Raw genomic sequence first — 23779 nt, forward strand, 5'->3', positions numbered from 1 at the left:
TGGCGTCCCTTCCTCCCTCGCATTCGCCTCGGGCGTCATGCTCCTCGCCTCCAAATCGGCCATCCGCTCACTAGATTATATCGTAATACGATATATATGCACCCTCTCGTTTGATGGAGACGATGCGGATGGCCGGGCGAACAGGGGTGGGAACGACAGCGGGCGTCGCCGCCGCACGCCCGCTCGCAGATTTCCGGGCGGATCGGCGTCTGCTGATGCTGATCGCCATGGCCCTGCTGATCGGTACGGGAGGCGCGTTCGCCGCCTGGCTCCTGCTCAAGCTGATCGCCCTTACAAGCAACCTGGTCTGGTTCGGTCGGTGGAGCGACGCCTCCGTCTCCCTGGCCCATGCCGCACGTACGCCATGGATGGTCGCGGCCCCGGTGCTGGGCGGTCTGGTGATCGGGCTGATAGCGCGGTTCGGCTCGGAGAAGATTCGTGGCCACGGCATCCCCGAGGCGATCGAAGCGATCCTGATCGGCGGCAGCCGGATGTCGCCCAAGGTCGCGGTGCTGAAACCCATCTCTTCGGCCATCTCCATCGGCACCGGCGGCCCCTTCGGCGCGGAAGGCCCCATTATCATGACCGGCGGCGCGATCGGTTCGCTGTTCGCCCAGTTCTTCCATCTGAGCGCAGCCGAGCGGAAGACCCTGCTGGTGGCCGGCGCCGCGGCCGGCATGACCGCCATCTTCGGGACCCCAGTGGCCGCGGTCCTGCTGGCGGTGGAACTGTTGCTGTTCGAGTGGCGGCCCCGCAGTTTCATTCCCGTCGCCGCTGGCGCGATCGCGGCGGTCTGCTGGCGGCCGTTGCTGCTGGGCTCGGGGCCGCTGTTCCCGTTTTCCGCCGATCCGGCCCTGCCATGGTGGGGGCTGAGCGCCGCCGCCGCGCTGGGCGTCGCCGTGGGCCTGTTGTCCGGCATGCTGACCAAGCTGCTCTACGCCATCGAGGACCTGTTCGAACACTTGCCGATCCACTGGATGTGGTGGCCGGCCTTGGGCGGCCTCGCCGTCGGCTTGGGCGGCCTGGTCGAGCCCCGCGCGCTCGGCGTCGGCTACGACGTCATCGGCGACCTGCTGACCGGCCATCTGCTGGTGGCGGGCGTACTGGCGATCCTGTTGGTCAAGGCCACGATCTGGCTGATCTCGCTCTCGTCGGGGACTTCGGGCGGCGTGCTGGCGCCCTTGCTGATCCTGGGCGGCGCGCTGGGCTGGCTGATCGGCCTGGGCTTTCCCGGGCAGCCGGGCTTCTGGGCGCTGCTCGGCATGGCGGCCATGCTGGGCGGAACCATGAGGGCGCCGCTGACCGGCGCCATTTTCGCGGTGGAGCTAACAGGCGACGTGCGGATGCTGCCGCCTCTGCTGGCCGCCACGGCCGCCGCCTACGCCGTGACCGTCCTGCTGTTGAAGCGCTCGATCCTCACCGAGAAGATCGCGCGGCGCGGCCAGCACATCACCCGCGAATACGCCGTCGACCCCTACGAGCTGACCCGCATCTCGGAGGTCATGGTGCGAGATGTCGACGTAATGGACGCGGAGCTTTCCATACCCGACGCCGTGACCGCCCTAGCGGCGGGACGCCACCGCATCTACCCGGTGGTGGATCGGGCCGGACGGCCGGTGGGCCTGGTGTCTCGCAGCGACGCCCTACGCTGGGCCATGGAAGGCGGTCACGAGAGCGAACGGCTGACCGATCGCGTTTCCGACGCCGCCCTGACCATCGCCCATCCGGACCATGTGGTTGCTCACGCCGCCGACCTGATGCTGGCGACCGGACAGGGCCGCATTCCCGTGACCGATCCGATCAGCGGCGTCCTCGTCGGCCTGATCACCCGCAAGGACCTGCTCCAAGTTCGGGCGGCGTCCACGCGCGACGAAGGCCATCGCGAGGCCTATTTCACACCCCATAGGCATCGGATCGCCTAGCCTTGGCGCGAGCGTAGCGGGGCGCGACCCGCTACGCCCTGCTTCACCTATCCTACGTTTTCCAAAAACGCATTTTCCCGCGCGCTGTCCGCAAGTGAGGGATAGTCGACATAACCCTCGGGACCCGGCGCATAGAAGGTCGCGGCGTTCCAGGCGTTCAGTTCGGCGCCGCTGCGCAGGCGCTCGGGCAGGTCCGGGTTGGCGATGTAGGCCTTGCCGAAGGCCACAGCATCCGCCCATCCCGCGTCCAGCGCCGCCTGGGCGCTCTCACCGGTGAAGCCCTCGTTGGCGATATAGACGCCGCCGAAATCACGCTTGAGCTGGGGGCCGAGGCTGTCCGGCCCCGCCGCCTCGCGCGCGCAAATGAAGGCGATCTTGCGCCGGCCGAGCTCGCGCGCGACATGGCCGAAGGTCGCCGCGCGGTTGGAGTCGCCCATGCCGTGAGCGTCCGCACGCGGGGCCAGGTGCACGCCGACGCGATCCACGCCCCAAACCGATATCGCCGCATCGGTCGCTTCCAGCAGCAGGCGGGCGCGGTTCTCCACCGAGCCGCCGTATTCATCCGTGCGCTGGTTGGAGCCGTCCTGTAGGAATTGGTCGAGCAGGTAGCCATTGGCGCCGTGCAGTTCCACCCCGTCGAAGCCTGCGGCTTGCGCGTTCTCGGCCCCCTGGCGGTAGGCTTCGATCACGCCGGCGAGTTCCCCGATCTCCAGCGCACGCGGGACCGGAAAGGGACGCTTGGGACGCAGCAGGCTGACCTCGCCCTTCGCCGCGATCGCGCTGGGCGCCACCGGCGGCTGGCCGTTCAGGAAGATCGGGTCGGAGATGCGGCCCACATGCCAGATCTGCAGGAAGATGCGGCCGCCCTTGTCGTGCACCGCGCGCGTCACCTGCTTCCAGCCCTCGGTCTGTTCCTTGGACCAGGCGCCGGGCACGTCGGCGTAACCGATCCCCTGGGGAGTGACAGGAGTGGCTTCGGACAGGATCAGGCCGGCGGAAGCGCGTTGGGCGTAGTAGTCGGCCATCAGCGCGTTGGGGATACGGCTCTCGCCCGCCCGCGCACGGGTCAGCGGCGCCATGACGACGCGATTGGGCAGGGTCAGGTCGCCGACGACGAGCGGATCGAAAAGCGAAGGCATGGACTGTCCTTGGTTGCGGACCGGCGTGGCCGGCCAAGCGTAGCGTTGTCGTATACCTGGGCTCAGAGAACCGCGATGCAACCATGCGCGGCTCACGCTTTTCTGATAGGGCCGAAAGATATTCACCGGTCTCGTTTTCCGCCTCGTCCAAGCGGCGGCGCGGCGGGAAAACTGTCATCGTCCTGCCCTAGCTAGGCGCGGAACCGATCAGGGGCCGCCGCCATGAGACACTTCAAGCCCGCCTGCGCGATGCTGCTGGCCGCATCGACGATAGCGGCGGGAAGCGCCCACGCCGCCGACCTCGACTTCCTGAACCACAACCGTCCCGTCCTGGACGCCCACAACTGCTACCCCTACGACGGCAAGTGGAACGACCGGGTCCAACGCGCCCTCGGCTCGGGCTTCCCGGTCTCCATCGAACAGGACCTGGCCTGGTACGTGGACCCCGCGACCGGCGAAGGCCGGGTGGTGGTCTCCCACACGCCCAGGGCCACCGGCGCCGAGCCGACCCTGCGCGACTACTTCTTCAAGCAGGTGCGGCCGGTGGTCGAAAAGGCGCTGGCCGAAAATAAGCGCGACACCTGGCCCGTCGTCGTCCTGCACTTCGACTTCAAGGACAACCAGCCGGCCATTCTCGAAGCGGTGTGGAAACTGCTCGGCGAGTACGAGCCCTGGCTGTCCACGGCGGTGAAAACCGACGACCCGACCCACCTGTCGCCGATCGAGCGCCGGCCGATCCTGGTGGTGACCGAGGACTCCGACAAACAGGCCAAGGTGTTCTTCGACGACGTGCCTGTGGGCGGGAAACTCCGCCTGTTCGGCTCCGCCCACTCGGCCGAGCCGCCCAAGGACCTGCCTATCGAGACCCAGATGCACCTGGCGGCGACCATGCCCCCCGAGCAGATCCTCACCGAGGCGCCGACCAACTACCGCCGCTGGTGGAACAACTCCTGGTACGCGGTGGAGGAAGGCGGCCAGAGCAAGGCCGGCGACTGGACCCCGGCCGACGACCGCCGGCTGCGCGCCCTGGTCGATTACGCCCACCAGAAGGGCTACTGGATTCGCTTCTACACGCTGGACGGCTTCGCCCCCGAGGACGACCACGGCTGGGGCAAATATTATAACTTCGGCTCCAAGGCCCAGGTGATCCTGCGCTGGAAGGCCGCCATCGCCGCCGGCGTCAACTTCGTCGCCTCCGACCAGTACGAGGACCTGGCGACCTACCTGCCTCAGGCGTCGAAGGAGCTTCGGCCGGCGACGGAGACGGCTTCGCGCTGAGGAGTTGCATCCTTCGAGACGCCCCTTCGGGGCTCCTCAGCATGACGAGCGTTCATAGGTTCCCCAAACCCTCGTCTCGAAGCACGCGAAGCATCGGCAGCGTTGCTGTTTGCAGCGGCATGGCCCATCCCTCCCGCGATGCAGGCCCGTTCCCTTATCCCCGTCCCGTGGCGTGACCCACTCGACGTCGTCGCCCCCTATGCCGACGAGCCTTTCGCCCTGGCCCTGCTGTCGGACGGCTCGCGCGCGGGTCGCTGGTCCTATGTCGCCAGGGAGCCGATCCGGACATTCGACCGCCTGGAGACGCTGTCTACCGAACTCTCGACCATCACCCCCACGACAGACGCGGACCTGCCGCCCTTCCAAGGCGGGGCTATGGGATTGGCCGGCTACGAATGGAGTGCGACGCTGGAACCGACCGCGCCTCAAGCCCGAAAGGCGGGCTGGCCCGACCTGATCGGCGGCGTCTACGACAGCCTGGTCGCCTTCGATCACCATAGCCGCCGAGCCTGGGCCATAGGCCGGGGCGTGACCGAATCCTCGGCGCAAGCGCGCGCGGCCGCCGCGCGGTCTATGTGCGATGCGCCGCCTCGCCCAACCGTGCGGCCGACGGCGGACTTCCTCGCCTGTCCCGCGTCACAGCCCTATCCCAAAGCCGTCGCCGACGTGGTGGCGGCGATCGGGGCCGGCGAGGTCTTCCAGGCCAATATCGCACGCGCCTGGGAAGGCCGGCTCGATCCCGGCGTCGCTCCGTTCGACGTCCTGGCGGCGTTGACGGCCGACAGCCCCGCGCCCTTCGCCGGCTATCTGCGCCTGCCCGGCCTGGCGGTGGTCAGCAATTCGCCGGAGCGCTTCCTGCACGTCGCCGCCGACGGGCGGGCGCATTCGCAACCGATCAAGGGCACGCGCCCGCGCCACGCCGACCCCGCGCGGGACGCGGCGCTGGCCGCCGAGTTGACGGCCAGCGTCAAGGACCGGGCCGAGAACCTGATGATCGTGGACCTGATGCGCAACGACCTGGCGCGGAACTGCCGTCCCGGCAGCGTGACGGTGGACGCCTTCTGCACGTTGGAGAGCTTCGCCAACGTCCACCACCTGGTGTCCATCGTCAGCGGTCGATTGCGGGCGGACTGCGGCGCGCTCGACCTGTTCGCCTCGGCCTTCCCGCCCGGCTCGGTCACCGGCGCGCCCAAGCTGCAGGCCATGCAGGTCATCGCCCGCCACGAACCGCCGAGGGGACCCTACTGCGGTTCGCTGTTCTGGGCCGGGATCGACGGGGCGTTCGACTCCAACGTGTTGATCCGCACCCTGGCCTTCGCACAGGACGAGACCGGTGGCTGGCGTTTCGAGACCCGAGCTGGTGCGGGGATCACCGCCGACAGCGATCCGGACACCGAGGACGCCGAGGCGCTGGCCAAGATCGCCGCCATCCGCACCGTGCTGGAGCGCCGTTGATGCAGACCGTCCCCGCCAGCGACCGTGGATTGACGCTGGGCGTCGGCCTGTTCGAGACCATCCTCGCCGTCGAAGGACGGTTGGCGCTTTGGGAGGCTCATCTCGACCGGCTGGCGCGGGGATGCGCCGCGCTCTCCCTGCCCCCGCCCGACCGGACCGCATGCGCCGAGGCGGCTCGGGCTGCGCTCGAAGCGGCGGGACTGGTGACGGGACGCGCGGCGGTGCGCCTCACCTGGACCGGCGGCGATGGCGCGCGCGGCCTCGCCGCCCCTTCGCCAACCCGGCCCCGCCTGCTCGCCACGGCGTCTCCCGCAGCGCCTCCCCTGGCCAGCATGGTGCTGCACACCTCGGCTATCCGCCGCAACGCATCTTCGCCTCTCTCGCGCCTGAAGACCCTGAGTTATCTCGACAATGTGTTGGCCCGGGCGGAAGCCATCGCCGCCGGGGCTGACGAGGCCTTGCTCTGCGACCATGCCGGCTCGGTCGCCTGCGCCGCCGCCGCCAACATCTTCTGGATCGCGCATGGGGAGCTGCACACCCCCGCGCTCGACTGCGGGGTCCTAGACGGCGTTGTGCGTGATGTGGCGCTGCATATCGCGCTCCGGCATGGGTTCACGGTCCGCGAGGTCCATGCACCGATATCCAGCCTGCTGGCCTGCGATGGAGGCTTCCTGACCAACAGCCTCCAGCCGGCTGTTGCGATCCGCAGCCTCGACGGGACCGGACTTTCCGCGCCGGGCCCCGCGCTGCTGGACCTGATGGCCGACCTTCGGAGCACCGTCAGCTAGCCGTATGGCCATCCTTGATCGTCCAAGGTAGATCACCACTTCGAGACGGCTGCGAAGTATAGCGAACAAGTATCGGAGGCTGTGGATCAGCCCTTCCAAAAGGGGAGGTGCGTGCCGTCATGGCCACCTTTGGTTCAAAACAATATTTTATTTTGACTCGGGCCATCTGACCATTTTTCGCCTCAATTCCGCGAAGATTTATGTTCGCCAGCTTGGCTTGGATCGAACCCACGGAATCATGGCGATGTCGGCAAGGAACGCGTTGGTCGGGGCGTCGGCCTCGGTTTTGCTTTGCGCCATGGCAGGCGTGGCCCTGGCGTCCGGAGGCGGCGGCGGCGGCGGTGGTTTCGGCGGCGGCGCACCCAGCGTCTCCGCGCCCGCCTATAACGCCGTCGAAGAATACCAGAAGGGCGTCGCGGCGCTGAAGGGCGGCGAGTATCGCGACGCCGACCGCGCCTTCGGCCACGTGCTGGAAGTCGTGCCCAAGGACGCCAACACCCTGTTCGCCATGGGCCTGACCAAGGCCGGCGAGAAGGACCTCAAGGGCGCAGCCCGCTTCTACGATCGCACCCTCAAGGCCGACCCACAGCACATCGGCGCACGCCGGGAGCTCGCGGTGACCGAGGCCCAGCTCGGTCAGGCCGACAAGGCCAAGGCCGAGCTCGTCACCCTGCAGACCCGCGCGACCGCCTGTGGCGACACCTGTCCCGAAGCCGACCAGCTCAAGGCCTCCGTCGCCGCCGTACAGGCCGCCGTGACCCCCGCGACGCCCGCCGCCAGCGGGACGCCCGGACCAGCGGCGGCGCTGGAGCGGCCCAACCTGATGTTCGCCAAGGCGGAAGCGGGCGACCACGACTATGTCGACGCCGTGCACCTGATCAACGAGCACCGTTACGCCGAGGCCCTGACCCAACTCAAGGCCGCGCAATCGGCGTTCGGCCCGCACCCCGACATCCTGACCTATATCGGCTACGTCAACCGCAAGATGGGTCATCTCGACGAGGCGGAGACCTACTACCGGCAGGCGTTGAACATCTATCCGGAACATGTCGGGGCCACCGAATACTATGGAGAGCTGAAGGTGATCCGGGGCGACCTGCCCGGCGCCCGCCAGATGCTGGCCAAGCTGGAGCAAGCCTGCACCTTCGGCTGCGTGGAGGCCGAAGACCTGCGCCGCTGGATCGACGCCGGTCGCGAGCCGTCGGGATTGTAGGGCGGCGGATCGGCGCCGTTGTATGCGCCATCCCTGGGCGATTGCGGGTCTGAGCGGCTTGGTGCTGGCGACGGGCGCGGCGGCGTTGGCCGCTGGCCCGTCGATCCGAGCCGCGCGCTGGGTCGCATCGAGCGCCGACCCTGTCGCCGTCCTGACCCGTAGCCCGGTGGAGTGCCTGCGCAAACCACGGGGCGCCGAAGCCGCCTATGAGGTGGAGGTCGGGCGCGCCGCCTTCCGCACTCCGCTCCTGCTCGGCGGCCAAGCCTCGCGGGCTGGATTGGACTGCGAAAGCTGCCATCGCAACGGACGCACCAATCCGAGCTTCTTCTTTCCCGGCCTGTCCGGCGCACCGGGGACCGCCGACGTCACCTCCTCGCTGTTCAGCAGCCACCGGGGCGACGGGATCGACAACCCCAAGCCGATCCCCGACCTCGGCGGCGACAAGGCTCGGCTGAAGATCGGCCAAGCGAACGGCGACCCGGCCCTGCCCCTCTTCATCCACGGACTGATCACCGAGGAGTTCGACGGAGCCGAACCCACGCCCGGCGTCTTGAAGGGCCTCGCCGCCTATGTCCGCGCCCTCGCCCCCTCCGCATGCGCGGCGCGCGAAACCGAACCGGTGCGGGTGGAACAGCCGATCTCCGATGCGCGCCGGGCCGTGCAGGTCGCCATCGCCGCGCTGGATCGCAACGACGACGAGACCGCGATACTGATGGTGGAGTCCGCCCGCTCGCAACTCGCCTTGATCGACGAGCGCTACGGCGCGATCCCTCGCGACCGGGCCGGCGTGCGTGTCGCGGCGCTCGACCTCAGCGCGGCGGTCGCCGATGTCCGCGCCCGGCGCAAGCCCGACGCACGCACCGCCCTGATCGCCTGGCTGGTGCGCACACCGACCTGGGCCCGGCCGGTGGAAGCCGACCAGGCGAGATCGCTCTATAACCCAACGGAACTGGCGCGAAGCCTTCGCAGCGCTGGACAGGCGCTCGCCGCCCGCCACTAGCTAGCTTGACAATGGCGCGGAGACTGTCAGTGGGCGGGGGTGACGACGCCGACGCTCGAGACCGCAGCCCATATCGTCCAGCTCGCGCTGACGCCGATCTTCCTGCTGTCCGGCGTCGCGACCCTGCTCAGCGTCTTCTCCACGCGCCTGGGCCGCGTGGCGGACCAGGTCGACAAGCTGGTGTTCGAGGGCGAGGATGCTCACACCGCCGAACGCCACCAGCGACTGCACATCCTGCGCCTGCGCTCGCAGTTCCTGGACCTGGCGGTGGTGCTGGCCGCCCTGGCGGGCGCCCTGACCTGCGGCGCGGCCCTGGTGCTGTTTCTGGGCGCGGTGCGCGAGTCGGGGGCGGCGAACATGCTGTTCCTGCTGTTCGGCGGCGCCCTCCTGCTGACCATGGGCGCGCTGGCCGCCTTCGTGATCGAGATGCTGCTGGCCAGCCGGGGCGTGCGCAACCTGACCGACCGGGGAGCCGCTTCGCCGCGATAGGACGCGCCCTAGTCGTCCGAACTGGGCCCGCACCACCCCGGCAGGTATTTGGCGTCGGCGGACTTGGCCAGGGTCAGGGCCTCGACCACGCTGGCGGCGAAGTCGGTCTCCACCGCCTTGCGCTTGACCCGCCGCCGCAAGAAGTCGGCCCACAGGAACTCGCTGAACGGCGCAGCCGACTTGGCGCAGCCGCCTGCCCGCCGCAGGGCGCCGGCGAGGCTGCGGAACGGATCGTCGCTCATGGCGTCGATGCTCTTAGGGATGTCGCCGAAGCCCTGGCGAACCCCCGCCGCATCGTAGGGATGGCACCAGCCGCTGTTGTCGGCGAAGGTCCAGAACGGGTCCTTGTCCAAAGAGCTGAGGTCCTTGACCGTGGTGGTCAACACCTCCTTGCAGCCCTCCTCGTGCAGCGCGCGCAGCAGGTGGTGGTGATCGACGACGTAGCGGCGCCCCTTCGGCCCAAGCAGCACCGGAACCATGTGTCGTCCGAGGAAGACCTTGCGCTTCTCCTCGGTCAGCTCGGCCCAGCGGCGGCGCTTCTCGGACACCTCGTGCAGCCCGACGGTGATCTGGGTCGGGCGAAGCTCTGCGATCGAAATGGTGTCGAGCAAGGGGTCGCGTGTCATCTGGACGTCCCGAACGGCGCAGGCGCGGTTCCGCCGCCCGTCGCCCTATAGCACGCGCCTTCCACCCGTTCGACGTGGCGACGGCCTATTGCGCAGCCAGCGGATAGTTGGACGGGAACAGCGCACGCCGCGCCTCTTCGTCCTGCTCCTTCTTGAACGGGTGGTCCTTGCCGACGGCGCGGGCGCGAACAGCCGCCGGGCGAGCGTCGATCTGCTGGAACCAGCGCTTCAGGTTCGCAAACGGGGCGAGCGGGTCGTTCTTCTCGTCCAGCACTCTGAACGCGCGGTCCAGCCATCCCCAGGCGGACATGTCGGCGATCGAATAGCTGTCGCCAACGATGTAGTCGCGGCCCTCGAGATGGTCGTCCAGCACGCGGTAATGCCGCTCGATCTCGCGCCGATAGCGGTTGATGGCGTAAGGGAGCTTTTCCGGCGCGGAATGCTGGAAATGCACCGCCTGCCCGGAGAAGGGGCCGATCCCGGTGGCGATGAAGAACAGCCAAGACAGCAGCTCGCCACGATCGGCGGGGGAGCCCATGAAGCGTCCGGTCTTGTCACCGAGATAAAGCAGGATTGCGCTGGAATCGAACACTCGCGCCTCCGCGCCGCCGGGACCTTCGGTGTCGACGATCGCGGGAAGCTTGCCGTTGGGGTTTATCGCCAGAAAGGCCGGCGCGTGCTGCTCGCCCTTGTTCGTATCCACAGGGACGACTTCATAGGGAAGACCGACCTCTTCCAGGAAGAGCGCCACCTTTGCGGGGTTTGGCGTGGGGTGAAAGTAGAAGCGGATCACCGGTTTCTCCCGAAATGGTTCTGGATCGGACTTTGGACGAGCCTGACCCGAACACCAGAACCATCCGCGTTCGCGCTGTCCAGACACAGTGCGCGTCATGGTGGGATCGCTGGAGCCGGCGGCTGAAACATCGGGAGGGCTTGGTGATCCGAGCGACCGCCCGCCATCGCCGCCAAACCGCCCCAAACACAGGCAAGGTCGCACTTCGAAAGAGACCGAGACGGGGGTATACCTCCAGCCGGGACGTTCCGATGCATCGAGGCCAGGTCTGGCGTTCGGTCGTGCGGTGTTCCAGACTGGGGCCGTCAGGCTTGGCGGGAGCGCAATGTCCGATAGCGAATGGGGAGGGCTGATGGCGGCCGCGCAGGCTGGCGACAGCGCCGCCTATCGCCGGCTGTTGGAAGAGCTCGGTCCCTGGCTGCGCCGCTACTACACCCGGCGCCTGCCGCCCTCGATCGTCGACGACGCGGTGCAGGAAACGCTGATCGCGGTGCACGAGAAGCGCCACACCTACGACACCAACCGCCCCTTCGCCCCCTGGCTGGCCGCCATCGCCCGCTACAAGTGGATCGACCGTCTGCGCGCCTTGAAGCGGCTTCCGACCGAGGCGCTCAGCGAGGACATCTCGGTGCCCGACCATGAAAGCGCGGTGGTGAGCGCCACGGTGCTCGAACAATTGCTGGCCGGGTTGAAACCCGCCCAGGCCGAGGTCATCCGCCTTGTGAAGATCCAGGGCTTCAGCGTCGAGGAAGCCGCCGCCCGGACGGGACAGTCCGCCTCCCTGGTCAAGGTGAACATCCATCGCGGGCTCGCCCGGCTGACGCTCACGGTGCAGAGCCAGGCCTATGCCGATGGATGACCTGCTCGACAGCCTGGTCGCCGACCTGGAGCCGGTGCGCCGGCGCACGTCCACGGGCGACGCCCTGGCGATCGGGCTGCTCTGCGCCCTGGAGCTCTCCATGTTCCTGGGCGTGGGCTCGATGCGGCCGGACATGCGCTTCGCCATCGCCGAGCCCGCGCTCTGGTGGAAGTTCGCCACTTTCGGCGTGCTGGCGCTGTTGGGGCTGGGCACGGCGATCCTGTCGTTCGACCCCTCGATCTCGCCGAAGCGGGGCCTGTGGTGGATCGCCGCCGCCGTCGCCGCTGCCCTGGTCGTCGGCGGGATCGTCAACGCGCCGATGCACCATCAACCGGATCTCGCCATGCGCCTGAACTGGCGCAGCGGATTGCAGTGCGTGATGGTGATGAGCGTCCTGGCGCTGCCCATGCTGGTGCTGCTGGCCGTGCTGATGCGGCGGGGGGCTCCGACCCACCGGCGCGGGACCGCGCTGGCGGTGGGCGTGGCGGCGGCGACCTGGGGCGCCTTCGTGTTCGTGTTCGCCTGCCCCCATGACGATCCGCTGTACGTCTCGATCTGGTATGGCGTCGGGTGCGCTGTGACCATCGTCTATGCCCGCGCGCTGCTGCCGCTGCTCACGCGCTGGTGAGGGCCGGGACTGAGTTGACACTGTAACCGGCTCGACCGATGGCGCGAACCCAAGTCACAGGCGCCGCTCCGGCTGAGGGTCCACCGATCGATCCGGGTCGAGGCCAGGCGCCCGGAGGACAAGCTGTGGCGCTGTCGACCAAGGTCTCGCTATTGGCCGCCGCCGTGGGCGTCTTGGCTGCCTCCTCGCCGTTGCTCGCCCAGTCGCCGGACAAATACGCGGAGGGCGACGCCATCTACGCCGCCCTGCGCCAGTCGCCGCCGGACGCCAGGCTCACCATCGGGGGCAGCGAGATCGACGTGCTGTTCGCCGATGGCGCACCGGGCCTGGATCGCGCCCGCGTGCTCGCCTGGGTCCGCACCAGCGCCACGGCGGTCTCAACCTACTTCGGCCGGTTCCCCGCGCAGCGCGTGGGCCTGTTGGTGGTGGCGGAGGACGACGACCGCATCCGCACCGGCACGACCTTCGGCTACGCCGGCCAGGCGATCCGCATCCATGTCGGGCGGCGGGCGGATGCGGACACCTTCCACAGCGACTGGATCCTGGTCCACGAAATGACCCATCTGGCGCTGCCCACCGTGCCGCGCCGCAGCCTGTGGCTGCAGGAGGGCGAGGCGACCTATGTCGAGCCGATCGCCCGCGCCCAGGCCGGCCAGCTCGATCCGAAGGAGGTCTGGCGTTGGACCCTGGTCGGCATGCCCAAGGGCCAGCCGAAGTCGGATGACCAGGGCCTGGACGGCACGCACGCCTGGGGCCGGATCTACTGGGGCGGCGCGGCCTTCTGGCTGCAGGCCGATGTGCGCATCCGCCAGCGGACCCATGGCCGCCTCAGCGTCCAGACGGCGATGCAGGCGATCAACCGCAAGAGCGGCGGCAATGTCGCGGACTGGAGCGTGGACCAGGTGATGGCGGCCGGCGACGCCGCCACCGGCGGGACGGAACTGTCGGAGCTGTACGCCCAGGTCAAGGACGCCCCCGACCGGGTCGACCTGGACACCCTGTTCGCCCAGCTCGGCGTCGGCATGCAGGACGGCCAGGTCGTGTTCGACGACAAGGCGCCGCTGGCCTGGGTCCGCCGCCAGATCACCGCGCCTCCGAAAGCGTGAGGCCCGAAGACGGCAAGACGGACGCGGATCGGGGCGCGAACCCCCGACCCGCGCCTGACGTTCAGTGCGCGAGCGTCGCCTGGGCGTAGTCGCGCGGGGCCTGGCCCTTGGCCGGGTCCAGCCCGAGCAGATTGTCCAGCGACCACGCCCCGCCGCCCCGCGCGATGATCGGCAGCAGCAGCCCGGCCCAGCTCAGATGCGTCGGCCAGGCGTCGGGATAGACGAAGATCTCGATCACACAGGTCATGCCCAACAGGGCCAGCGCGCCCACGCGGCTGAACAGGCCCAGCACCAGCAGGATGGGGAAGAAGTGCTCCGAATAGGTGGCTGCGTGCGCGGCGATCACCGGCGGCACGAAAGGCAACTTATAGTCGGTCTGGAACAGGGTGTAGGTGGCGTCCTTGATGTGCAGGACGCCATCCACCTTCGTGCGGCCGGACAGGAAGAAGATCGCCGCCGCTCCGAAGCGGGCTGTCAGCAGCAGGAAGGCGCCAGGGATCAGTCGGTCGATCCTGGCGGCGATCCTGGAATAGAGGGCGATCATTGCGGTCTCCGTTGAAGCCGTCAGGCGAACGCCCCGGCGGTGATGAGCATGGCGAACATCGTGGGCAGGTCGCCGCCGGCCTCGGCGGCGGCGGTCGCCGCCACGCCCAGGGTCTGGCCCGAGGCGCAGGCGGACAGGAAGGCCACGGCCGGCGCGTTGATCCGTTCAACCCGCACGTCGAGTCCGGGACGGGTCACGAGCACGGCTTCGGGCCGCCAGACGACCTCGCCCAGCGCCGCTTCGTCCCCGTCGCGATGGGCCAGCCAGATGCCGACGGCGGGGCTGGGGAAGGCGGTGAAACGGGTGGCGGGATGCAGGCGCAGGACGGCCTCGGGATCGAGGGCCGCGCCCAACGCCAAGCCGTCGAGGGACGTCGCATCGGCCGCGAACAACGCCTCGACATGCAGCCGCTCCAGCGCCGCCACGTCGGGGACGTAGGACAGCTCGGCCGCCGGCGCGTAGTCCTGCAGAAAGGCGGGAAAGCCAGCACCGTAAGCATTTAGCCGGGGTTCGCGCGGCGGCTCGGCCGACACAAAGGCCCCCGCGCACGCGCTGAAGGCGTCGTCCCCGAACAGGGCGCGCACCACCGGATAGTTGGCCGCAAGCGCATCCTGGGCCGCCTTGGCCGAGGTGTTGCGATGGATGGCCAGCGCGCGCGCCAGGGCCGATCCACCCGCGACAGGAGTTGCGCCCTGCCCGGCAAGCGCCGCGCCGAACGCCTGCTGGAACCGGGCGAGTTCGGATTGATTCACGGGTTGGGGATGCGTCGCGTCAGACATGGACCGGGGCCCGCGCGCGGTCGGCGTCGACCAGGATCGCGTGCGCCCGGTCCCGCTCGAGCATGAGCGTGTCGAACGGCGGGATGTGGTCGTCGCGCTCGATCAGGGTCGGGCGCGGTCCGACCCGCGCGATCAGCCGGCGATAGAGCCGCCAGACCTCGTCGGCCACCGGCGCGTCATGACTGTCGATCAGCAGGTTGCTGGCGATATCCGGGTCGGGGGAATGACCGGCCAGATGGATTTCGCCGACGGCGTCGGCCGGGAAGCCGTCGATGCACATCGCGGCGTTGATCCCGATATTCGACGCGCTGACGAAGACGTTGTTGACGTCGACCAGCAGGCCACAGCCGGATCGCTTCGCGAGTTCCGACAGGAACTCGATCTCGCTCATCTCGTGGCCAGGGAGATCGACATAGAGCGAGGGGTTCTCCACCAGCATGGGCCGGCCCAGCCCGTCCTGCACGCGCCCGACATTGTCCACCACGCGGTCGAGCGCCTGGCGTGTGCGCGGGAAAGGCAGGAAGTCGGAATGGTGGACGCCGTCCCACTTTTGCCAGGCCAGATGGTCCGACACCGCGATGGGTTCGACGCGCCGCACCAGCGCCGCCAGCCTACGCAGGTGCTCCGCATCGGGGGCCGTGTCGGAGGCGATCGACAGGCCCACACCATGCAGGGAGATCGGATGGCGGTCGCGCAAGGCGCCGAGCGCGGCCAGACGCGGACCGCCATCCACCATGTAGTTCTCGGCATGGACCTCGAACCACAGGCCCTGAGCCCGGCACATCGACGCGTCGTCGAAGTGTTCGAGCTTGAACCCCAGGCCTGCGGTGAGGGTCATGGTCGTTCGACCTCAGGCCTTGGGCGTGAGCGAGCCGAGGCCCTTGGAGGTCTTGATGCTGGTGCAGGTGCCGGCCGGGACCAACTTCCAAGCGTTGCCCTGGAAGTTCACCTTGCTGGTGCCCGCGCAGGTGGTGCCGGCGCCGGCCTTGCAATCGTTCTGGCCAGCCTTGGCCACGCCGTAGCACTTCTCCATCGGCTTGGCGGCGCCCTGGGCATGGGCGGCGCCCGCGGCGAGCGAGGCCATGAGGGTGGCCGCGAGTACGGCGCTGGTCTTGTTGATAGACATGATTTCAGGTCTCCGGTTGTCGCCTCGCAGACAACGGTCCCGACCCGGGGGTTTGGGCCGGAACCGCCATCTGATGACCCGGGAGGCGCTGAAGAGCGGGTCACAGCGAGGTGTTCGGCCGTGTTTCAGCCGCGGTTACAAAGGCCGTCGAAAACAGTCGCGGAAGCAAAAATTCCGCAGCATTGTTTCTGTAACCGGGAGCCGCCCGCCGGCGAACCTCGTCATGTCCAGCCGATAAGCGGCCGGCCAGCCCTCACCTAGGAGATGCTTCTCATGGTCAATCTGAAGTCCGCCACCATCGCGTCCGCCGCGGCCCTGTTCGCGCTCACCAGCGTCGCCACCGCCGCCGCCCCCTCGGTCGCCTCCGCCGCGACCGCCACGGTCCATTGCTACGGCGTGAACTCCTGCAAGGGCACCTCGGACTGCAAGTCCGGCACCCACGACTGCAAGGGCCAGAACGACTGCAAGGGCCAGGGCTTCAAGGCGCTGTCCTCCAAGGCCTGCGCCGCCCAGCATGGCTCGGAAACCGCCCCGCAGTAAGCGGCGCGACCGACCGGCGAACGCCGGTCATAGCTTTTGGGAGGACCCGGCCTCGGGAGCGGCCGGGTCCTCCTGACTTCAGGATCGTCAAGACGATGCGCGAGCCGACACTGCCGACCTTCCAGGGTTTCGGGCTGGGACTGCGCCCGCCGCACTACCAGGACTTCCTGGCCGGCGAGCCACAGGTGGATTTCGTCGAGGTCATCTCTGAGAACTTCATGGTGCGCGGCGGGCGACCGCTGCACGTGCTGGACGCGGTGCGCGAGCGCTATCCCGTGGCCATGCACGGCGTCTCGATGTCGATCGGCTCGGCGGACGGGGTGAAGCTCGACTACCTCAAACGCCTCAAGCAGCTCGCCGACCGGGTGCGCCCGCTGTGGGTGTCGGATCACCTGTGCTGGACCGGCGTGGAGGGGTTCAACTCCCACGACCTGTTGCCCCTGCCCTATACCGAAGACACCCTGAAGACGGTCTGCGCCAATATCGATCGGGTCCAGGACGTGCTGGAGCGCCCGCTGGTGCTGGAAAACCCATCCAGCTACCTGACCTTCGCCGACGATGAGATGACGGAGTGGGGGTTCCTGAGCGAGATGTGCGCGCGCACCGGCTGCTATCTGCTGCTGGACATCAACAACATCTACGTCAGCGGGACCAATCACGGGTTCTCGCCCGAAGCCTACATCGCAGGCGTCCCCGCCGAGCGCGTCCGCCAGGTCCATCTCGCCGGTCACAGCGCCGGGCGCGGTCTGCTGATCGACACCCACGACACCCCCGTGCCCGATCCGGTCTGGGCGCTGTACGAACTGGCCAGTCGGCGCCTTGGACAGGTCGCGGTGATGATCGAGCGCGACGACGACATCCCGCCATTGGGCGAGCTGCTGAGCGAACTGGAGATCGCCCGCGCACGGGCCAACGGCGTCCGGGGACGAGGACTGGCGGCATGAGCTTGCTCGACCTCCAGCGCGGGTTTCGCGACTACATCCTGTCCGGCGCGCCGGAGATCGGGCCCCGGCTCGGCGGCGATCCCGCAGCCGGTCTGGCCGTCTACCATCACGCCTATCGCGCCCAACTGTTCGCCGGCCTGCGCGACACCTTCGAAAAGACCTGGGCCTGGCTGGGCGACGAAGGGTTCGACGCCGCCGCGCGCCGCCATGTCGAGGCGCATCCGCCCAGTAGCTGGACGCTGGGCGACTATGGCGAGGACTTTCCCGCCACGCTCAACACCCTCTACCCGGACGACCCGGAAGTCGCAGAGCTGGCCTGGTTGGACTGGACGCTCCGCCGCGCCTTCGACGGCCCCAACGCCGAGGCCATCTCCCCCGAAGCGCTGGCCGCCGTGGATTGGGACACCGCCGTGCTGACCCTGGTCCCGACCCTGAAGGTCGGCGAGGTCGCCACCAATTGCGCGGCGATCTGGGGTGCGATCGCGGAAGACCAGACGCCGCCCGCGGCGGAACCACTGCCCCAGGCCGCCGCCATCCGCGTCTGGCGCCAGACCCTGTCGCCCCAGTACCGCACCATCGAGGCGGCCGAACACCACGCGCTGAGTCTGGTGCTGGCCGGCGAGCCATTCGGCGGCGTCTGCACGACCCTGTCCGAAGGCATGGACGAGGCGCAGGCGTCCCAGCTTATCGGCGGTCTGCTGGCCTCGTGGATTCAGGACGGGCTGGTTTGCGGAGCTGAGTGAAAAGGCGCGGCGTCGCGGCAAGCAACACCGCGCCGTCAGACTACACCGCCTCGAACTCGCCGCGCGCCTTCATCCCGGCGACGACCTCCTTGATGAAGGCCAGGGTCGCCACGTCGAACGGCATCTTGGGACCAAGCTCGGGATCGGCGGCGGCCTCTTCGACTCCCGCATATATCGCCGCCCGGATAGACTTGTCGGCCCGAGGCGCTTTTCCAACAAGCACATACCATCGCCGGTAGGCGGCGATTAGCTCCGGATCGTTCGCATCCCGGCTCGTTTCCATCACACGCCGGATTTCGATCATGAACCGCTCGACATCGGCCAGCATCTGTTCCTTCGTTATCCCGGCTTCAGACATATAGGCGCGTATGTTTCCGGCCACGGAATCCATTTCCTCCGCCGAAACATGAGGTCTGATAAAATCCTTGAGCTTTTGCTTGGTGTCTTCGGACATCAATTGCGTCTGCATGACGGTCTCCCTGGTCAATTGGGTGAGATCGTCCAGAGTGAGGGCGTGACCGGCGGCGAGCGTGTCGCGGGCCTTCACCAGCAATGAAAGCCCGCGATCGATCTTGCGACGCTGATCTTCCAGGGCTTGCTGTTGTAGGGCCAGGATCGCCAGGAGGCTGGGCGCATCCGCGCTAAGGAGGTCCTTGATCCTCTTCAGCGAGAGACCCAGATCGCGCAGGGCGATAATCTGGTGCAGGCGTTCGACCTGGGCCGGACCATAGGCGCGCCATCCGCCCTCCGTGCGAGACGGCGCGACCAGTCCTTCCCTTTCGTAGATGCGCAGCGCCTTGGGCGTGACCCCAAGCCGTTTCGCCATCTCTCCAGGTCCGAACCACCGGCCGGTTTCCATGCTCATGCCGAGACGTCTCCCCTGAACCCCGCCTTCTGTAGGGGTTGCCCCAGGGGCCGATGCAAGAGGGTTGTCGAGGCGCGAAAACGGGCGGTGCGCCGGCTTCGCCGTCTGTAATCCGCAATCCCAGCCCGAACCGCTTGTGGGGCGCGGCGCTCTCGCCCAAGGTCCCGCCGATCGCTCGAAGTCGCTGTCCATACGGGGATATTCCGATGACGCCGCAGGACAGGATCGGCCAGCCGCCCGGAGCCAGCCTCGCCGAGACCAGCCTGAAGCCGAGCATGCACGGGCTCGGCGCGCTGCTGATCACCCTGTCGTGCCTGTCCCCGAGCATCGGCGTCTTCATCGTCGGCTCCGACGTGATCAAACAGGCGGGGACCAGCGTGTTCCTCTGCTTCGCGGCGGCGGCGCTGCTGGGGCTGGCGATGGCGGCGGTCTATGGCGAGCTGGCGGCGGCGTTTCCCGAAACCGGCGGCGAGTACACCATCCTGGGCCGCGCGCTGGGCCCGGCCTGGGGCCTGGCGGCGCTCGGGCTCAACCTGCTCGGCTTCAGCATCGCCCAATCGCTTTCGGGGCTCGGCGTTGCGACCTATCTGGGCGCGGTCTTCCCCGGCCTGCCGGCGACTGCGACCGCTGCGCTGCTGGTATTGCTGGTCACCGGGACGGCGATCCTGAACATCCGGGTCGGGGCCTGGATCACCGGGCTGTTCTTCGCCGTGGAGATGCTGACCTTGGTGATGCTGGCCGGGCTCGGCTTCGCCCACCCCCACCGCAGCCTCGCCGCCGCCGTCCTGAGCCCCATCACGCTCGACACCCACGGGATGCTGGTCCCCGTCGCGCTGGCGACGGCGGGCGCGGCCACGGCCGGCGCCATCTACGCCTTCAACGGCTACGGCTCGGTGGTCTTCCTGGGCGAGGAGCTGCACGAGGCCCCTCGCCGGATCGCCAAGGTGGTGTTCCTGGCGCTGGGCGTCGCGGTGGTGACCGAACTGGCGCCGGTCCTGGGCGTGCTGGTAGGCGCGCCGGACCTGCATGCCCTGATCTCGGCCAGCTCGCCGGTGCAGGCCTTCATCGCCGGTGCGGCGGGGCCATGGACCGCCAGGATGATGAGCCTGGGCATAGCGCTCGCGATCTTCAACGCCATGATCGCCGTGGCGCTGATGGCCGGCCGCCAGCTCTACAGCACCGGCCGCGACCGGCTGTGGCCCACCCCCGTCAGCCGCCAGTTGGGGCGCATCCATCCGAAACTGGGATCGCCCTGGGTCGCCACCCTGGTCATGGGCGCCGCCGCCCTGGTGGGGTGTTTCGTCGACCAGAGGGTGCTGGTGCTGATCCTCGGCAACGGCTCCGTGGCCATGTACATCGGCCTGTGCGTCGCCGTGCTGGTCGGCAGGCGATCGGGCGCGACGCGGAACACGGGCTTTCGGATGCCGCTGTTCCCGCTTCCGCCCCTGGCGGCGCTATGCGCCCTGCTGGCGGTGGTGTGGTTCGACCTGCACGACCGGGCCGGCGCCAAAGGCCTGGCGGCGACGGCTGTCGTGGTGGTGGGCGCGCTCCTGTACCACCTCCTCATCCTGCGCCGACAGAGGTCGTGGGCCTACCGCGGGCCACACGCGGCACGGGAAGAAATTGCGGAGCTTGAGGGATAGATCGCGAGCCCCAACTATTTCCCGCCATCCCCCAGCAGCACCTTCACCGCCGCCTCGAGCTGGGCGTCGCGGCCGGCGAGGGTTTCGCCGAGCGGCCGTTCCACGGTCACGTCCACCGGCCGAGGGTGCATCTCCATGGTCTGGCCGCGCAGGTCCTGCACCCGGATCGAGGGCACCCGCACCACTGACCCGTCGATCAGGTTCTGCGGTCCGGTGTAGATGATCCACCCCGCCGTGGGCTCGCCCACCACCTTGCCAAGTCCCAGCGAACGATATCCCTCGGTGAAGTCTTCCGCATCCGACAGCGAGGACTCGTTGGTCACCAGCACGGTCGGCAGGCCAAGCGCGCGCTGGCCCAAGGTCTGGCGGCTCGGCGTCGGGAACAGGCCGCGCGGGGTCAGGTTGAGGTAGTTGCGCCGCGTGAACACGTCGAGCGCATAGCCGTTCACGTAGCCGCCATTGTTGTTGCGGATGTCGATGACCACACCCTGCTTAGCCTGGTTCTCGGCGTCCAGATCGATATAGAGCTGGGCCAGCGACGCATCCGACATGTCGGCGATGTGAACATAGCCGATGCGGCCGCCGCTGATCTTCTCGACATAGACGCGGCGGTTGTCGACCCACTGGCGGTACAGCAGGCCGGCGGCCACCTGCACGCCCACCGGGCGCACCACCGCATCGTGTTCGTGTCCACTGGCGTCCTTGATCCTCAGCACCGTGCGTCGGCCGATCTTGCCGACCAGCATCCGGTCCAGGTTGGCGTGCGGGGCGACCGCCTCGCCGTCCACCGCCAGCAGGGTGTCGCCGGGCCTGATCCCGCCGGCGATGTCGGACGGGCTGAGCGTGACCACCTCGCGGATCACCAGCCCGCGCCCGGCCTCGTACGCCTCGCGGTCGAACCGCAGGCCGAGATCGCCGACATGGGCCACGTTGGCCGCCGGATCGGCCGGATGGCTGATACCTGAGTGCGAGGCGTTCAGCTCGCCGATCATCAGGTTGATGATCCGGCGCAGCTCGTCGGAGGTGCGCGCGCCCTGGACCTGGGGCTCGAACCGCGCCCGCAGCTTGGTCCAGTCATGGCCGTTGAAGGTGTCGTCGAAGAAACGGCGGTTGAGCACGCTCCAGGCCTCGTCGAACACCACCTGCTTTTCGGCGTCGAAGTCGACATCCATCTCGGCGGTGACGGCCAGCGCCTTGGGCTTGGGGTTTTCCAGCGGGGTGGAAAACAGCTTGCCGCCGTCGCGGTAGAACAGGGTCTTGGAATCCGGGCTGAAGGCGTAGTCAGCCTTGGCGTGCTCGGTGGAGGTGAGCTGTTCGGGGCTCGCCGGTTCGGGCGCCAGCTCGTCCAGGCTGTAGCGGTATAGATTTTCCCGCTCGCCCTGGCTGACGTCGAACACCAGCGTCTTGCCGTCCGGGCTGATGATCGGCCCTTCGGCGCTCATGCCGATGGGCAGGATGGTGGCGCGCTCGCGGATGCCGTCGAACACGATCCGCACGGGCTTGGGCGGCGATTTCGGCTTGGCCTTATCGGCGTCCGCGTCGTCGGCCTTTGTGTCCACGTCGGCGACCTGGGTCTCCTCGGTGGGCTTTTGCGATCGGGCCGGCGCATGGCCGGGATTGCGCGAGGGCTTGTCCGGCGTCTCGGCCAGCTTGAACAGGTCCTGGAAGGCGTCTTCGCGGTACTTGGGCACGTGGGGCAGCAGGTCGACGCGCACCAGCTTGACGTCTTCCGAGCGCTGGGCGGTGTCGAAGACGATGAAGGTCCCGTCGGGCGACCAAGCCACCTTGGACCCCACCTCGCCATTGGCTAGAAAGGTGATCGGCCGCGCCTCGCCGCCCGCCGCCTGGACCACATAGAGGTTGCGGAACGACTTGTGGTCGCTGACCACGAAGGCCAGCCACTTGCCGTCGGGCGACCATGCCGGGCTGGCCGGATTGTCCCGCAGCGCGCCGGTGTAGAGCACCTTGTCGCTGGCCACGCCGCCAGTAGCATCGAAGGCGATCAGGTGCAGCTCGCGCCCGTCGCGAACATAGGCCACGCTCTTGCCGTCGGGCGCATAGGAGGGTGTCGCGGTCACGCCCGCGGCGGGGGTAAGCGTCCGCGCCTTGGCCGTGGCGAAGTCGTACTGCACCAATTGCGTGCCCAACTCGTGCTCCGAGACGTAGAGCAGGCGGCGCGAGTCCGGCGACCAGACCGCGTCCGTCTCCGCCCCCGCCGTGCGGGTGATCCGCTCCGCCGGACCGCCATCCTTGGCGGGTGCGGCGAACACCTCGCCGTGGGCGATCACCGCCACCTTCTTGCCGTCCGGCGACAGGGCGAGGTGACGGAAGCTGGTCTCCTTCAGGTGCTGGTCGCCGGCCGAGGCCGGGTAGCCGCGCAGGACGATCGGCGCCTCCGCCGCCTGGCCGGTGGCGAGGTCCAGCCGCCAGATGGCGAAGCCGCGCTCGAACACGATGCTCTTGCCGCCGTAGCCGATCGACGGCCACAGCACCCGGCCGTCGGTGAAGTGGGTGATCTGCTGGGGCGCGCCACCGCCGGCCGGGGTCTTCCAGATGTTCTCCGCCCCACTCTCGTCGCTCATGTAGTAGAGCGCAGCGCCGTCCGGCGACCACATCGGGAAGGCGTGCTTGGCGTCGGCCGCCAGCAGCCGCCGATAGGGCGCGCCGTCGGCCACCGGCTTGAGCCACAGCTCGGTCTCGTCCAGGTGGCTGTGCCCGTTGCGCCACCACTGGACGTTGGAGATGCCCTTGGCCATCAGCGCGATGGTCGAGCCGTCCGGCGAAGGCGCGCTGTCGAACTCGTTCAGGTAACGCTCGCGGCTGACCTCCAGCGGCGTGCCGCCCTCGGACGAGACGCGGAAGATGTCGTTCTGGCGCGCCACGTCGTTCACCGGCGAGGAGAAGTAGATCCACTTGCCGTCGCGCGACCAACCGTCGAGTTGTTCGGTCGTGTCCGCGTAGGTCAGCCGCTTCAGCTCGCCCGTGACCAGGGTCAGTACGTAGATGTTGGTCGAGCCAGCGCGGTTGGACAGGAAGGCCAGCTTGGCGCCGTCCGGCGAATAGATCGGGCGGGACTCGGTGGCCGGGTCGGTCACCAGCAGGTGGGCCTCGCCGCCCTGGGCCGGCGCGGTCCAGATATCGCCGCCGGAGACGAAGGCGATCTCACGCCCGTCGGGCGAGAGCGAAGGCTCGCCGAGCGAGGGCGCCGCCTGAGCGACGCCGGCTGCGGCCAGCGCCGCCCCGAGCGCCAGCGACGACACCCACGACCTGTAGCCCCTCACCCCAACCCGCATCTGCAC

At 68.6% G+C, this 23779-nt stretch carries 23 protein-coding genes; 14 read left to right on the plus strand and 9 right to left on the minus strand.

The features are described 5' to 3' along the window. The first annotated feature begins 128 nt into the window (after nt 1-128). Entirely contained in the window at nt 129-1922 is a 1794-nt protein-coding gene (locus GSQ87_RS11615) for a chloride channel protein (protein ID WP_158915598.1), read from the plus strand. Nucleotides 1923-1969: 47 nt separating this feature from the next. Here the strand turns inward: GSQ87_RS11615 and GSQ87_RS11620 are convergent, their stop codons facing one another. Beyond that, complete coding sequence (locus GSQ87_RS11620) at nt 1970-3061, minus strand: alkene reductase (RefSeq protein ID WP_158915599.1); 1092 nt, start codon at nt 3059-3061, stop codon at nt 1970-1972. Nucleotides 3062-3283: 222 nt separating this feature from the next. On the opposite strand from GSQ87_RS11620, the gene GSQ87_RS11625 reads away from it, so the two are divergent. The 6 genes from GSQ87_RS11625 (at nt 3284) to GSQ87_RS11650 (ending at nt 9284) form a co-directional block, all read left to right on the plus strand. After that, the gene (locus tag GSQ87_RS11625; RefSeq protein WP_216839246.1) at nt 3284-4339 is read left to right on the plus strand and encodes a hypothetical protein; all 1056 of its coding nucleotides are present in this window, start codon (nt 3284-3286) and stop codon (nt 4337-4339) included. 138 nt (nt 4340-4477) lie between these two features. Then, the gene (locus tag GSQ87_RS11630) at nt 4478-5794 is read left to right on the plus strand and encodes an anthranilate synthase component I family protein (RefSeq protein WP_158915600.1); all 1317 of its coding nucleotides are present in this window, start codon (nt 4478-4480) and stop codon (nt 5792-5794) included. Then, the gene (locus GSQ87_RS11635; RefSeq protein WP_158915601.1) at nt 5794-6582 is read left to right on the plus strand and encodes an aminotransferase class IV; all 789 of its coding nucleotides are present in this window, start codon (nt 5794-5796) and stop codon (nt 6580-6582) included. Before GSQ87_RS11630 ends, GSQ87_RS11635 begins: the two co-directional genes overlap by 1 nt. 244 nt (nt 6583-6826) lie before the next feature. Next, nucleotides 6827-7795, plus strand: coding sequence for a lipopolysaccharide assembly protein LapB (locus GSQ87_RS11640; protein WP_158915602.1), 969 nt, complete (start codon nt 6827-6829; stop codon nt 7793-7795). Between the two features lie 22 nt (nt 7796-7817). Then, on the plus strand, nt 7818-8795 hold the full coding sequence (locus GSQ87_RS11645; protein ID WP_158915603.1) for a hypothetical protein: 978 nt from the start codon (nt 7818-7820) through the stop codon (nt 8793-8795). A gap of 39 nt (nt 8796-8834) precedes the next feature. Next, nucleotides 8835-9284 carry a DUF2721 domain-containing protein gene (locus GSQ87_RS11650; RefSeq protein ID WP_158915604.1) on the plus strand — a complete coding sequence of 150 codons (450 nt, stop codon included), beginning with the start codon at nt 8835-8837 and terminating at the stop codon, nt 9282-9284. Nucleotides 9285-9292: 8 nt separating this feature from the next. Here the strand turns inward: GSQ87_RS11650 and GSQ87_RS11655 are convergent, their stop codons facing one another. Further along, nucleotides 9293-9910, minus strand: a complete 618-nt coding sequence (locus GSQ87_RS11655) for a ParB-like protein (protein ID WP_158915605.1) — start codon at nt 9908-9910, stop codon at nt 9293-9295. An 85-nt stretch (nt 9911-9995) separates the two neighbouring features. Beyond that, nucleotides 9996-10703 carry a glutathione S-transferase family protein gene (locus GSQ87_RS11660; protein ID WP_158915606.1) on the minus strand — a complete coding sequence of 236 codons (708 nt, stop codon included), beginning with the start codon at nt 10701-10703 and terminating at the stop codon, nt 9996-9998. A 352-nt stretch (nt 10704-11055) separates the two neighbouring features. Between GSQ87_RS11660 and GSQ87_RS11665 the strand changes: the two genes are divergently transcribed. The 3 genes from GSQ87_RS11665 to GSQ87_RS11675 all read left to right on the plus strand — a co-directional run bounded on the left by GSQ87_RS11665 (nt 11056) and on the right by GSQ87_RS11675 (nt 13296). Next, nucleotides 11056-11562: a sigma-70 family RNA polymerase sigma factor gene (locus GSQ87_RS11665; RefSeq protein ID WP_216839248.1), complete on the plus strand. Its 507-nt coding sequence runs from the start codon at nt 11056-11058 to the stop codon at nt 11560-11562. Further along, the gene (locus GSQ87_RS11670; RefSeq protein WP_158915608.1) at nt 11549-12190 is read left to right on the plus strand and encodes an NrsF family protein; all 642 of its coding nucleotides are present in this window, start codon (nt 11549-11551) and stop codon (nt 12188-12190) included. Before GSQ87_RS11665 ends, GSQ87_RS11670 begins: the two co-directional genes overlap by 14 nt. 125 nt (nt 12191-12315) lie before the next feature. Continuing rightward, on the plus strand, nt 12316-13296 hold the full coding sequence (locus tag GSQ87_RS11675; RefSeq protein ID WP_158915609.1) for a hypothetical protein: 981 nt from the start codon (nt 12316-12318) through the stop codon (nt 13294-13296). Nucleotides 13297-13357: 61 nt separating this feature from the next. On the opposite strand, the gene GSQ87_RS11680 is transcribed toward GSQ87_RS11675, so the two are convergent. The 4 genes from GSQ87_RS11680 to GSQ87_RS11695 are packed head-to-tail and all read right to left on the minus strand — an operon-like array spanning nt 13358 to nt 15745. Continuing rightward, nucleotides 13358-13840 carry a DoxX family protein gene (locus GSQ87_RS11680; protein WP_174241428.1) on the minus strand — a complete coding sequence of 161 codons (483 nt, stop codon included), beginning with the start codon at nt 13838-13840 and terminating at the stop codon, nt 13358-13360. 20 nt (nt 13841-13860) lie between these two features. Beyond that, entirely contained in the window at nt 13861-14619 is a 759-nt protein-coding gene (locus tag GSQ87_RS11685; RefSeq protein WP_158915610.1) for a DNA-binding domain-containing protein, read from the minus strand. After that, nucleotides 14612-15457 carry a DUF692 domain-containing protein gene (locus tag GSQ87_RS11690; RefSeq protein WP_158915611.1) on the minus strand — a complete coding sequence of 282 codons (846 nt, stop codon included), beginning with the start codon at nt 15455-15457 and terminating at the stop codon, nt 14612-14614. Before GSQ87_RS11690 ends, GSQ87_RS11685 begins: the two co-directional genes overlap by 8 nt. 12 nt (nt 15458-15469) lie before the next feature. Beyond that, nucleotides 15470-15745 (minus strand): DUF2282 domain-containing protein, encoded by a 276-nt coding sequence (locus GSQ87_RS11695; protein WP_158915612.1) that lies wholly within the window; start codon nt 15743-15745, stop codon nt 15470-15472. Between the two features lie 273 nt (nt 15746-16018). Between GSQ87_RS11695 and GSQ87_RS11700 the strand changes: the two genes are divergently transcribed. From GSQ87_RS11700 to GSQ87_RS11710, 3 genes are all read left to right on the plus strand, one after another. Next, nucleotides 16019-16285: a hypothetical protein gene (locus GSQ87_RS11700; protein WP_158915613.1), complete on the plus strand. Its 267-nt coding sequence runs from the start codon at nt 16019-16021 to the stop codon at nt 16283-16285. Nucleotides 16286-16380: 95 nt separating this feature from the next. Continuing rightward, entirely contained in the window at nt 16381-17229 is an 849-nt protein-coding gene (locus GSQ87_RS11705) for a DUF692 domain-containing protein (protein ID WP_158915614.1), read from the plus strand. Then, nucleotides 17226-17972, plus strand: coding sequence for a DNA-binding domain-containing protein (locus tag GSQ87_RS11710; protein WP_158915615.1), 747 nt, complete (start codon nt 17226-17228; stop codon nt 17970-17972). The genes GSQ87_RS11705 and GSQ87_RS11710 overlap by 4 nt, the downstream gene beginning before the upstream one ends. A gap of 40 nt (nt 17973-18012) precedes the next feature. Here GSQ87_RS11710 and GSQ87_RS11715 read toward each other — a convergent pair whose 3' ends face one another. Continuing rightward, nucleotides 18013-19029, minus strand: a complete 1017-nt coding sequence (locus GSQ87_RS11715) for a MerR family transcriptional regulator (protein WP_158915616.1) — start codon at nt 19027-19029, stop codon at nt 18013-18015. A gap of 14 nt (nt 19030-19043) precedes the next feature. On the opposite strand from GSQ87_RS11715, the gene GSQ87_RS11720 reads away from it, so the two are divergent. Further along, on the plus strand, nt 19044-20480 hold the full coding sequence (locus GSQ87_RS11720; RefSeq protein WP_158915617.1) for an APC family permease: 1437 nt from the start codon (nt 19044-19046) through the stop codon (nt 20478-20480). A gap of 14 nt (nt 20481-20494) precedes the next feature. Here GSQ87_RS11720 and GSQ87_RS11725 read toward each other — a convergent pair whose 3' ends face one another. Continuing rightward, nucleotides 20495-23773 carry a S41 family peptidase gene (locus tag GSQ87_RS11725; RefSeq protein ID WP_158915618.1) on the minus strand — a complete coding sequence of 1093 codons (3279 nt, stop codon included), beginning with the start codon at nt 23771-23773 and terminating at the stop codon, nt 20495-20497. Nucleotides 23774-23779 lie beyond the last annotated feature (6 nt).

The organism is Caulobacter sp. S45, from assembly GCF_009765965.1.
Taxonomy (GTDB): Bacteria; Pseudomonadota; Alphaproteobacteria; order Caulobacterales; family Caulobacteraceae; genus CAHJWH01.